The sequence below is a fragment of the Mycobacterium sp. 1465703.0 genome (assembly GCF_001672975.1).
Lineage (GTDB): Bacteria > Actinomycetota > Actinomycetes > Mycobacteriales > Mycobacteriaceae > Mycobacterium.
Window position 1 is genome coordinate 1 of record NZ_LZKU01000107.1, and the last position, 11,058, is coordinate 11,058.

At 67.5% G+C, this 11,058-nt stretch carries 11 protein-coding genes and 1 pseudogene; 5 read left to right on the plus strand and 7 right to left on the minus strand.

The features are described from left to right. The coding region (locus A5625_RS28260; protein ID WP_369829998.1) for a Sir2 family NAD-dependent protein deacetylase at nucleotides 1-79 on the minus strand (79 nt) is incomplete at its 3' end. Between A5625_RS28260 and A5625_RS09515 the strand changes: the two are divergent. Next, a pseudogene (locus tag A5625_RS09515) lies at nucleotides 63-251 on the plus strand (NAD-dependent protein deacylase); the annotation flags it as partial. The gene A5625_RS28260 and the pseudogene A5625_RS09515 sit on opposite strands and share 17 nt — an antisense overlap. 11 nt (nucleotides 252-262) lie before the next feature. On the opposite strand, the gene A5625_RS09520 reads toward A5625_RS09515, so the two are convergent. Together A5625_RS09520 and A5625_RS09525 are read right to left on the minus strand one after the other, a co-directional pair. Then, a complete protein-coding gene (locus A5625_RS09520) occupies nucleotides 263-892 on the minus strand; it encodes a class I SAM-dependent methyltransferase (protein WP_066992053.1) in 630 nt (209 codons plus the stop codon). A 66-nt stretch (nucleotides 893-958) separates the two neighbouring features. Continuing rightward, nucleotides 959-3,301: an MMPL family transporter gene (locus tag A5625_RS09525; RefSeq protein ID WP_066992057.1), complete on the minus strand. Its 2,343-nt coding sequence runs from the start codon at nucleotides 3,299-3,301 to the stop codon at nucleotides 959-961. Nucleotides 3,302-3,608: 307 nt separating this feature from the next. Here A5625_RS09525 and A5625_RS30450 point away from each other — a divergent pair, with 307 nt between their 5' ends. Further along, on the plus strand, nucleotides 3,609-3,731 hold the full coding sequence (locus tag A5625_RS30450; protein WP_156748082.1) for a hypothetical protein: 123 nt from the start codon (nucleotides 3,609-3,611) through the stop codon (nucleotides 3,729-3,731). Between the two features lie 143 nt (nucleotides 3,732-3,874). Here A5625_RS30450 and A5625_RS09530 read toward each other — a convergent pair whose 3' ends face one another. Both A5625_RS09530 and A5625_RS09535 read right to left on the minus strand, forming a co-directional pair. Next, nucleotides 3,875-4,627 (minus strand): 3-hydroxyacyl-CoA dehydrogenase, encoded by a 753-nt coding sequence (locus tag A5625_RS09530; protein WP_066992060.1) that lies wholly within the window; start codon nucleotides 4,625-4,627, stop codon nucleotides 3,875-3,877. 64 nt (nucleotides 4,628-4,691) lie between these two features. Then, nucleotides 4,692-5,783: a CaiB/BaiF CoA-transferase family protein gene (locus A5625_RS09535; protein WP_066992062.1), complete on the minus strand. Its 1,092-nt coding sequence runs from the start codon at nucleotides 5,781-5,783 to the stop codon at nucleotides 4,692-4,694. Nucleotides 5,784-5,903: 120 nt separating this feature from the next. Between A5625_RS09535 and A5625_RS09540 the strand changes: the two genes are divergently transcribed. Both A5625_RS09540 and A5625_RS09545 read left to right on the plus strand, forming a co-directional pair. Continuing rightward, nucleotides 5,904-6,716, plus strand: coding sequence for an enoyl-CoA hydratase (locus A5625_RS09540; protein WP_066992065.1), 813 nt, complete (start codon nucleotides 5,904-5,906; stop codon nucleotides 6,714-6,716). Nucleotides 6,717-6,806: 90 nt separating this feature from the next. Beyond that, nucleotides 6,807-8,147, plus strand: a complete 1,341-nt coding sequence (locus A5625_RS09545; protein ID WP_066992068.1) for a DUF2867 domain-containing protein — start codon at nucleotides 6,807-6,809, stop codon at nucleotides 8,145-8,147. Nucleotides 8,148-8,153: 6 nt separating this feature from the next. On the opposite strand, the gene A5625_RS09550 is transcribed toward A5625_RS09545, so the two are convergent. Beyond that, a complete protein-coding gene (locus A5625_RS09550; protein ID WP_066992072.1) occupies nucleotides 8,154-8,876 on the minus strand; it encodes a CPBP family intramembrane glutamic endopeptidase in 723 nt (240 codons plus the stop codon). Beyond that, complete coding sequence (locus A5625_RS09555) at nucleotides 8,873-10,021, minus strand: NAD(P)H-binding protein (RefSeq protein WP_066992075.1); 1,149 nt, start codon at nucleotides 10,019-10,021, stop codon at nucleotides 8,873-8,875. The genes A5625_RS09550 and A5625_RS09555 overlap by 4 nt, the downstream gene beginning before the upstream one ends. A gap of 158 nt (nucleotides 10,022-10,179) precedes the next feature. Here A5625_RS09555 and A5625_RS09560 point away from each other — a divergent pair. Beyond that, on the plus strand, nucleotides 10,180-11,058 hold an 879-nt coding region (locus tag A5625_RS09560), incomplete at its 3' end, for a type III polyketide synthase (protein ID WP_082984345.1).

Below are 11,058 nucleotides of genomic sequence, written 5' to 3' on the forward strand. Positions count from 1 at the left end.
GCAGGTGATGAACCGATCGGCTTCCCGCGCGCTCGTGCAGATCGTCGACGTTCTGCGTGATGACGCTGACCTCGGCGATCGTCTATCCGGCGGCGGGCCTGGCCGAGCTGGCGCTGGCTCGCGGCACCGCCGTCATCGAGGTCAATCCCGAAGTCACCCCGTTGTCGGGCAGCGTGACGATCAGCATGCGGGAGACGGCCAGCCGGGCTCTGCCCGGATTGCTGCAGCGGCTACCGGCCCTGCTGAGCTGACCGCGCCGCGGTCAGGGCCGGTGCGCGCGGCCGAGCAGTAGCTCCGACACCGGCATCGGCGACCAGACCGGCAGCGTGAATTCCCGTCGCGACGTGTCGATGTGGAATCCCGCCGCGCGGATCGAGCGCTCGGTGTCCCGATGGGTGTGGCAGTTACCGAACAGCCGTGGCCACAGCGTCGCATCGACAAACCGCTGAAAGCGGCCTCGCGCACCGGCGCTGGCGATGTGCTCCAGGTAGCGCAGCTCCCCGCCCGGTCGCAGCAACGAGTACAGGCGCCGCAGCACGGCCTCGGGGTCGCGCACCGAGCACAACACCAGCGAGCACACCACCGCGTCGAACGGCTCGTCGCCGCCGAAGGCCTCCGCCGTCTCGCCGGTCACCACAACGCGGGTGGGCACCGCGTCCGCGGCGGCACGGGCGCGGGCCGCCAGCCGCTGTTCGGGCTCCACCGCGATCACCTCATCGACCGACTCCGGGTAGTGCGGAAAGTTCGTACCGATTCCGGCGCCGATTTCCAGCACTCGCCCGGACAGGCCGGCCAGATTCTCCCGGCGAAGGGCCCGGATCGCCTGCGCCTCATGGGTGGCGACGACGGGCCAGACGCGCGCAAAGAAGGGGTTGTCGACCACCGTTGTCATACGTACGTGAACCTTCCCGACTCGAATGAGCCTCACAATAGGGTTTTTACGATCACGCGGTCGGCGTTAACGGATATTGGGCACCGGCTCGCCAACCACCGGCTCGGGGACCTCGTCGGGCGCCCGGGGCGGCTCGAGGAATTCGACGGATTCGTCGGCCGCGCCCTCGCTGATGCCGATCCGGTCGTGCAGCCATGCCAGCGGCTTGGGCGCCCACCAGTTCCACCGGCCCATCACGTGCATGAAGGCCGGGACCACAACCATCCGCACCAGGGTGGCGTCAGCGAACACGGCCAGAGTCAGGCCGAGGCCGAACATCCTCATGAAGGAAACGTGAGCGGCGATCAGTGCCGCGAACGACATCGACATCACCAATGCGGCCGCGGTGATCACTCGGCCGGTGCGCGCGACTCCGAGCGCCACGCTTTCGTCGTTGGCGGCGTGGGCCTGCTTCGCGGTCGGCTTGGCGGCGCGGGCGGCGCCGGACGCCAGCCAGTATTCGCGGATCCGGGAGAGCAGGAAGACCTCGTAGTCCATCGACAATCCGAAGGCGATGCAGAACAGCAGCACCGGCATGTTGGCCACCAGCGTCCCGCTGGGCGTGGTTCCCAGCGCGCCCAGATGACCGTCCTGGAAGATCCACACCAGCGCACCGAACGCCGCCGTCAACGACAGCACGTTGCAGGCGAGCGCCTTGGCCGGCAGCAGCACGCTGCCGGTGAGCAGGAACAGCAACACGAAGGTGATCGCTGCCATCAATCCCAGAACCAGCGGAAGCCGGTCGGTGACGGCATCGACGCTGTCGCGGTTGACCTGTGCCACCCCGCCCATCTCGACGGACCGGCCGGGGGGCCCGGGCACCTGATGCAACCGCCTGAGCTGGGTGTCGTTCGCCGTGGAAAACAGCGGCGCCGTGCTGCTGACGGTCAAAAACGCACTGCCGGCGTTCAGCCCGGTGGGCCCGGCCGGGGGGCCCACCCGGTTGCCGGCCGCGAAGGTGCCGCCGGGCGCGGACACCGCCGACACGTCAGCGACCCGCGATAAATCGGCGGCGTAGTTGTTCAAATCCGCCGGGCTCAGGCCGGTGGCATCGGGGATGACGACGGGCACCGAGGTCGCCGAGTCGTGCGCGAAGTCGTTGCGCAGCTGATCACCGACTTGATGCGCCGACGCCGAGCGCGGCAGTACCCGGTCGTCAGGGAAGCCCCATGTCACCCGGAGGAACGGATATCCGAGCAGTAACAGCAGCGCAACCACGGTCAGGCCGATCGGCGCCCAGCGGCGCATCACGAACTTGGTCGACCGATACCAGAACAGCTGCTGGACGGGTTTGTGCACCGGCTCCGTTGTGTTTCTGAGCAGCTTTCGCCGCACCAGCCGGCGCACATCCAGCGCGTCCAGCCGGGGACCCAGCAACACGATCGCGGCCGGGGTGATGAAGATCGAGGCGGCCGCGACGAACGCGACGGTGGCCACACCGGCGTAGGCGAACGACTTGAGGAAGTACATCGGAAACGCCACTGTCGCCGACATCGACAACGCCACCGTGACCGCAGAGAACAGCACCGTGCGCCCCGAGGTGGCCATGGTCCGGACCAGGGCCTCGTCTCGGTCATAGCCCTCGGCCAACTCGTCGCGATAGCGACTCACGATCAGCAGGGTGTAGTCGATGGCCAGGGCCAGGCCCAGCGCGGTGCTCAGGTTGAGGGCGAAGATCGACACTTCAGTGGTGAAGGTGATGAGGCGCAACACCGACATCGAACCGACGACGGCCAGGGCGCCCAGCGCCATCGGCAACGCCGCGGCCAGCAGCCCGCCGAACACCCAGATCAGCACCAGGAAGCTCAGCGGGAGCGCAATCATCTCCATGATCAGCAGGTCGGCCTGGTTCTGCGTATTGATCTGTGCGTACTGCATCGCCGCGCCGCCGGCCCGAACGGTGACGCCGTCACGGTCGTGGATGAACTGGTCGGCCAGCGTCTGCGCGTTGCTCTGCGCGTAGTTTTCGCCGCCTTTGAGGTTGACCACGACGAGTCCGGACTTGCCGTCGCGGCTCACCAGGTCATCTGACTGCCCCGCAGGCGCCGTCCACGGCGAGGAGACGTTGTAGACCAGCGGGGACTTTTGCAGCTGGTCGACGAGGTCGGTGCCGACCTTGCGGGCCTGCTCACTATTGCTGCCTGCCGGAGCGGTCACCAGAATCAGCACCTGCTGGCCGCTCTGGCCGAACTTCTCGCTCAACACGCTGATGGCGCGCGCCGACTCCGAGTGCGGATCTTGGAAACCGCCGGGCGACAAGCTCTTGGCGACCGGGACGCCGAACACGGCGGCGGCGATGAACACGAGGATGCCTGTCACGATGATGCGGCGGGGCGCCCTGATGGCGACTCGGGCGATCTTTTGCAGCATTTCGGCCCTTCCGCTGCCGGTGCCCCGTTGCGCTGGCTGCTGGGTGTCCGCGACAACCTAACAAACGCTAATTTGCACGCGTCGAACAGTGTTCCCTGTAAGCACGCAGCTGAGCGCCCGGACCGTTCAATGCCACTTTTAAACCGCACCGACAGTAAGAGTCCGGCCAGAAAAATGTGCCGCAACTAAGCAGCTCAGGGGCCGAATCGCCGAGTGAACGGTGGTCAACCTACCCGCGGGTAAATTGCCAACATTTTCCGAATCGTGACTCAAAGATTCCTTAATGGTGGCCCATACGCTCAGTCTCATGTGGATCGACGACTCAAGTGCCGACGTCATCAAAGTTGACTTCGAAGCCCTCTACCACGGCGACGTGCTGGTGGAAGGCGAGACCTCCGAGCAGTTCGACGAACTGCAAGCGGCGAGCTGAGGCGCACCATGAGCATGCTCGCACGGCTGTTGATGGCCGAACCCAACGTCAGTCGATGGTTCCGTAAGTAGCCATCCACCCTGGTTATCACGAAAGCCCCCCGCCGATGCGGGGGGCTTTCGTTGTGTCCGACGGTGTGCAACTCAGCGAGGCGCCATGCGGATGGCGCCATCCAGGCGGATGACCTCGCCGTTGAGCATCGGGTTCTCCACGATGTGGACGGCCAGGGCGCCGTACTCGTCGGGATCGCCGAGCCGGGCCGGGTGCGGCACCTGCTTGCCCAGCGACGCCTGTGCCTCCTCGGGCAGCGAACCCAGCAGCGGGGTCTTGAACAACCCCGGTGCGATGGTGACCACCCGAATAAGCTCACGCGACAGGTCGCGCGCGATCGGCAACGTCATGCCGACCACGCCGCCCTTGGAGGCCGAGTAGGCGGCCTGACCGATCTGGCCCTCGAAGGCGGCAACCGAGGCGGTGTTGATGATGACGCCACGCTCTTCGCCCACGGGCTCGGACTTGGCGATACGCTCAGCGGCCAGCCGCAGCACGTTGAAGGTGCCGATCAGGTTGACCCCGATGACCTTCTTGAAGCCGTCCAGCGGGAACGGGCCGTCCTTCGACAGCGTCTTGATGGCGTTGCCGATGCCGGCGCAGTTGACGTTGATGCGCAGTGTGCCCATCGATTCGGCGGCGTCCAGCGCCTTGCCGACAGCGGCCTCATCGGTGACGTCGGCCTCGACGAAGCGCGCGCGGTCTCCCAGTTCGCGGACCGCTTCTTCGCCGCGCAGGTCGATCACGACCACCTGCGCGCCGCGGTCGAGCAGCCGCTTGGTGGTGGCCAGGCCCAGGCCCGACGCTCCCCCGGTGACGACGGCAACGGCGTCTTTGATCTCCATCCGAGTCCTTCCTCGATTCCGTGACTTTGATTCAGTGGCCTCCGGCCAACTGGTTGGTTGGGGGCTATACCCAGTCGTTGAGTATCGCTTGCGCGTCGGTCACCGGCGCGGCGGGACGCGGGGTCTCCGGCGCGGTACGGGAGAACCGCGGTGCCGGAAGCGGCTGCAGGCCGCCGTCGACTTCATAGAACGTGTTCCGCTCGGTGATGTGCGGCTCGGTCTGCACCTCGCCGAACGCCAGGATCGGCGTCACGCACGCGTCGGACTCGGCGAACACCTTGGCCCAGTGGTCGCGGTCCTGGCTGGCGAACTTCTCGGTCAGCACGGCCCGCAACTCCGGCCAGCGGCTGACGTCGTTCTGGCCGGACAGGTCGGCGCCGTCCAAGCCCAGTCCGGTCAGCAAAGCGGCATAGAACTGTGGCTCGATGGCGCCGACCGCGACGTAGCGCCCGTCGGCGCATTCGTAGGTGTCGTAGTAGGGCGCGCCGCCGTCTAGCAGGTTGGTGCCGCGGGCGTCGGTCCACATGCCCGACGAACGCATCTGCCACATCATCTGAACCAGCACGCTGGAACCGTCCACCATCGCGGCGTCGACGACCTGCCCCTTGCCGGAGGTCTGCCGCTCCCATAGCGCGGACAGGATGCCGAGCAGCAGGAACATCGAGCCGCCGCCGAAGTCACCGACCAGGTTCAACGGCGGGACCGGCCGCTCGTTCACCCGGCCGATGGAGTGCAGGATGCCGTTGAGCGAGATGTAGTTGATGTCGTGACCGGCCTGCTGGCTACGCGGGCCGGTCTGGCCCCAGCCGGTCATCCGGGCGTAGACCAGCCGGTCGTTGACCTCGGCGCAGTCCTGCGGCCCCAATCCGAGCCGCTCGGTGACACCCGGCCGGTAGCCCTCGATCAGCACGTCGGCCTTGGCGATCAGTTTCAGGACGAGGTCGCGGCCTTCGTCGGACTTCAGGTCGGCGGTCACCACCCGCCGGTTGCGCATCATCGCGTCCTTCGCTGTGCCCCCCGAGCCCCCTGGGCTCGATGACGGGCGATCGATGCGCACCACGTCGGCTCCCAGATCCCCCAGGATCATCGCGGCGTGCGGGCCGGGGCCGATGCCGGCCAACTCGACTACACGCAATCCCTTCAACGGTCCAGCCACGATCCACCGACCTTTCGTCCGCTCTGACGCCCTCGATCGTTCGTTACCAAACAACCGGTCGTTCGACATCTTCGCAGCCGCGCCGCAAGCCCGCGCATCCCGGTCACTTATGGTGACCGCATGACTTCATCCGCGATCGCCACCCTGACACCCGTCGCAGGCCTTGACGTCACGCTGTCCGACGGCGTGCTGTCGGTGACCATCAACCGGCCGGACAGTTTGAATTCGCTGACCATTCCGGTGATCACCGGGATCGCCGACGCGATGGAGTACGCGGCCACCGACCCCGAGGTGAAGGTGGTGCGCCTGGGCGGCGCCGGACGCGGCTTCAGCTCCGGTGCGGGCATCAGCGCCGACGACGTCTCGGACGGCGGCGGCGTCCCGCCCGACGAGATCATCCTCGAGATCAACCGGCTGGTGCGGGCGATCGCGGCGCTGCCGCACCCGGTGGTCGCCGTCGTTCAGGGCCCCGCGGCCGGTGTCGGTGTGTCCATCGCCCTGGCTTGTGACGTCGTATTAGCTTCGGAGAGCGCGTTTTTCATGCTCGCCTTCACCAAGATCGGGTTGATGCCCGACGGCGGCGCATCGGCGTTGGTGGCGGCCGCGGTCGGGCGGATCCGGGCCATGCAGATGGCACTGCTTCCAGAACGGCTGACCGCCGCCGACGCGTTGTCCTGGGGCCTGGTCACCGCGGTCTACCCGGCCGACGAGTTCGACGCCGAGGTGGACAAGGTCATCGCGCGGTTGTTGGGCGGCCCGGCGGTGGCCTTCGCCAAGACCAAGTTGGCGATCAATGCGGCCACGCTGACCGAATTGGATCCGGCCCTGCAGCGTGAGTTCGACGGACAGTCGGTGCTGCTCAAATCCCCCGACTTCGTCGAGGGCGCAACGGCCTTCCAGCAACGGCGCACCGCCAACTTCACCGACCGCTGAAAGTGGTTGCGGCGATCGGCCGCAACGCTTAATCCCGCTGGGATGCGGTAATCCTCCTCGTCAAACACACTGACGAACGACGGAGTATCGATGCCCGAACAGGTGCGGTGCCTGGTCACCGGAGCGACCGGCTACATCGGCGGGCGCCTGGTGCCCCGACTGCTGGACGAGGGCCATCACGTTCGGGCGTTGGCGCGCAACCCCGACAAGCTCACGGAGGTGCCCTGGCGGTGGCAGGCGGAGGTGGCGCGCGGTGATTTGGGTGACGTCGATTCGCTGATCGCCGCGTTCGACGGCATCGACGTGGTGTACTACCTCGTCCACTCGATGGGCACCTCGACGGATTTCGCCGCCGAGGAAACCCGCGCCGCCCGCAACGTCGTCACGGCCGCTCGGCGCGCCGGGGTGCGACGGGTCGTGTACCTGAGTGGGCTGCATCCCGAAAACAGCGACCTTTCACCGCATCTCGCGTCACGAAAGGCGGTCGGGGACGCCCTGATCGATTCCGGCATCGAGACGGTGGTGTTGCAGGCCGGGGTGGTCGTCGGCTCGGGGTCCGCGTCGTTCGAAATGATCCGGCACCTCACCGACCGGTTACCGGTCATGACGACGCCGAAATGGGTGCACAACAAGATTCAGCCGATCGCGGTCCGCGACGTCCTCTACTACCTGGCCGCGGCGGCGACGGCCACGGTCCCGACGTCGCGCACCTGGGATGTCGGCGGGCCCGACGTGCTGGAATACGGCGACATGATGCGGGTCTACGCCGACGTGGCGGGCCTGGGCAAGCGGTACCTCATCGTGCTGCCGTTCTTGACCCCGACGATCGCCAGCCTGTGGGTCGGGACCGTCACGCCGATCCCCCCGGGCCTGGCGCGCCCACTCATCGAATCGCTGGAATGCGATGCGGTGGTGCGTAATCCGGACATCGACGCCATCATCGAGCCGCCACCGGGCGGGCTGACCGACTACCGGCGGGCCGTCGAACTCGCGCTCGCGCGCGTCGCTCGCGGTTTCCCCGAACCCACGTGGTCCTCGCTGCGGTCCGAACCGGCCGAGGCGCTGCCCACAGACCCGGACTGGGCCGGCGAGATCGTCTACACCGATGTGCGCACCGCCGCGACCGGCGCCGAACCCGCGAAAGTCTGGAAGACGGCGGAGGACGTCGTGAGCTCGTGGGCAACCGGTTGGAGGGTCGAAGAGCGCGCGGCGGGAACCCTATTGCGGCTCCGCTCCACCAGGCGAGCGCCGGGACGGGAGTGGCTCGAGATCACGGTCACCGGCCAGAACGGCAGCGACACCCGCTATACCCAGCGGTCTACCTTTCTGCCCAGGGGCATCCCTGGCCGCGTGTACTGGTTCTTCGTTCGGCCGGTGCGCGCCGCCGCAATGCGGGCGCTGGCCCGCGAGGTCGTCGGTTCGGTCCGCTAACCGGCTTCAGACACCGAACATCGGCGGCAGCACCAGAACCATGATCAGCCCCCACACCAGGTGGGTGAGAACCGGCGCCAGGACGCCGCCGGTCGCCCGGCGCTCGAACGCGCACACCGTCCCCAGGATGATCGCGGCGAAACCAAGCATGAGGTTGCCACTGGCCAGCGTCGCGCACGTGTAGAGGATGGTCGAAATAAGGACGGGGTGATAACGGCCCAGGGCGGTGTAGAGCGCGCCGCGAAAGAACACTTCCTCGGCGACGCCGTTGACAAGCGTGATCGCCACGATCACCGGATACCACCCGTGGTGGGCGTAGAGCAGCACCCGGGTGATCAACTCCGCCACCGGCGCGATCTCCCGGGCGATCAACCCGCCCACAATGAACGCGCCACCCACCAATAGGCCGACGGTGGTGCCGGTGATCACCGGCCGCTGGTTACGGCCTCGCCAGCATATGCCGCCCAGGTGCAGCGGTCCGGAGATCAGCGCTCCGGCGGTCCAGACCGCGGCCAGCACCAGGGCCAACCAATAGAAGCTGGACTCCCCCGGATGGCGCCGTAGCGAATACCCCAGTACCGCGGCGCCTACCACCAGGGTGATGGCCACCAGGATGCGCCGGCGCCGCACGACGGCGGGCGATTCGTTATGGGGCACAGCAACATTGGTGACGGCTTGGCGCAACTCGAAGAAGACACTCGTGCGATACGGACTCATCGACTGGCTCATGCAGGACGCACCTTCGGGGTCAGGGCGATCAGGATGTCGAGACCGGTGCGCAGCGCGCCGGCCACCGGACCGGGGACCCTGTTCACCAGCCCCAGGGTCGGCCGGACGATCGAGGGGGTGACCCGCCGCGCAAGTCGGCGGATGCGCAGCGCGTCGCCGCCGGCCCAGACGGGATCGGTATTGGCGAGGTGGTGCGGATCGGCCAGGGCGTTCACGGGTCGTGGCCGGTGCCTGGACTGGCCGGCCAAGGCCAGGGCGATGGACTCGTCGACGCCGAGCAGGCCGCCGGGCGGGTCGGGAACCCGATCGCGCAGGCCGCTGGCGGAGGCCACCATCGGATGGTCCAGCGATCCGACCAGATCGCCCGCAAGCCCCGGGGGCACCGGCAGCGCGACGCCGGTGACCAGTGACGCCAGCGTGGTGTCGACCCTGCCGACCGGCAGGCCGGTGTGCCAACGGCCGGAGATGCGCGCATACGACTTGAGCAGGCCCCGATACGACGTGGTGTCGGGCCCCGAGATGTCGTACGCGCCCGCGGGCACCAGGTCGCGATCGGCCGCGGCGACGAGATAGTGCAGGACATCGCGGATAGAGATGGGATCGATCGGGTTGTCCATCCAGCTCGGGATCGGTATCAGCGGGAAACGGTCTCCGACGTAGCGCATCATCTCGAACGAGGTCGAGCCGGCTCCGATGATGATCGCCGCGCCCAGCCACACCAGCTCCGGGCCGTCGGGCAGGGTGAGGGCTTCGGCCACCTCGGCCCGACTGGTCAGGTGCTCGGACAGGTCCTCGCCGGCGGGTACGAAGCCGCCCAGGTAGACGATGCGTGGCACACCGGCGTCGCGGGCGGCGGCGGCGACGTTGGCCGCCGCGGTGTTGTCGACGTCGCGAAAACCGGGCTGACCAATCGCGTGCACCAGGTAATACACCACGTCAACGGGCCCGCAACTGGCGAACGCGGCGCGCAGCGATGCGGGGTCGGCGGCATCCAACTTCACCGGTGTGACGTCGTCGAACCAGCCGAACCGCTTGAGGCGCGCCGGGTTTCGAGTCGCCGCTGTCACCTGATGCTGGTCCGCGAGCAGCGCCGTGACCAGTCGTGATCCCACATAGCCGGTGGCACCGGTGACCAGAGCCCGCATACCCTGACCCTATCCCGCACCGGCCGCGGCTAAACGCAAACGTTCCAGTCGCCAACCGGCACCGAGGCAGGGGCGATCACGCCCGATGAAATGACCAGTGGTCATCGTCACAAGAAGTTAGGGTGAACTAACTGACCTCGGATGCCGTGAGCCAATACATGGACAAGATCACAGGGCGCGATTCGGGGGCGCTCGGACTGCAAACACCGACCACCGACGCGCAACCATCAATAGCAGCGGTTGCGGTGCAATTTCCGCCCAACCGGTATACGCAGGATGAAGCGATCGGCGCGTTGATCGACTTGGCCGGCCCAGACTTTCGGCGGTTCGCGCTGAGAAGTGGGGTCGAGCACCGCAACACCGCGCTGCCGCTGGCCCAGTACCGCGAGCTGGACGGCTTCACCAACGCCAACGAGGCCTACATCGAGGTGGCACTCGACCTGGCCGAGCGGGCCCTCCTCACGGCACTCGACAAGGCAGGCGTTAAGCCGTCGGAGCTGGACATCGTGTTTTCGACGACGGTCACCGGGCTGGCCGTTCCGACCCTGGAGGCCCGGCTGGCCACGCGGGTCGGGCTGCGGCCCGACATCAAACGTGTCCCGCTGTTCGGCCTGGGCTGTGTGGCCGGCGCGGCCGGCGTGGCGCGCATGCACGATTACCTGCGTGCCTTCCCCGACCACACGGCTGCGCTGCTGGCCGTCGAACTGTGCTCGCTGACCATTCAGCGCGAAGACATTTCGGTGGCCAATCTGGTCGCCACCAGCTTGTTCGGCGACGGTGCGGCCGCCGTCATCGCCCAGGGTGCCAACCGGGCCGGCCGGGAACACACCGGCCCTCGAGTACTGGCCACCCGCAGCAGGCTCTATCCCGACACCGAAGAGGTGATGGGCTGGAAGATCGGCGCCGACGGCTTCCGGATCGTGCTGTCCGCCGACGTCGCCACCATCGCCGAGAAATACCTGGGCGACGACGTGCGCGAATTCCTCGCCGACCACGGGCTGAGCCCGAGCGATGTGACGACCTGGGTGTGCCGTACC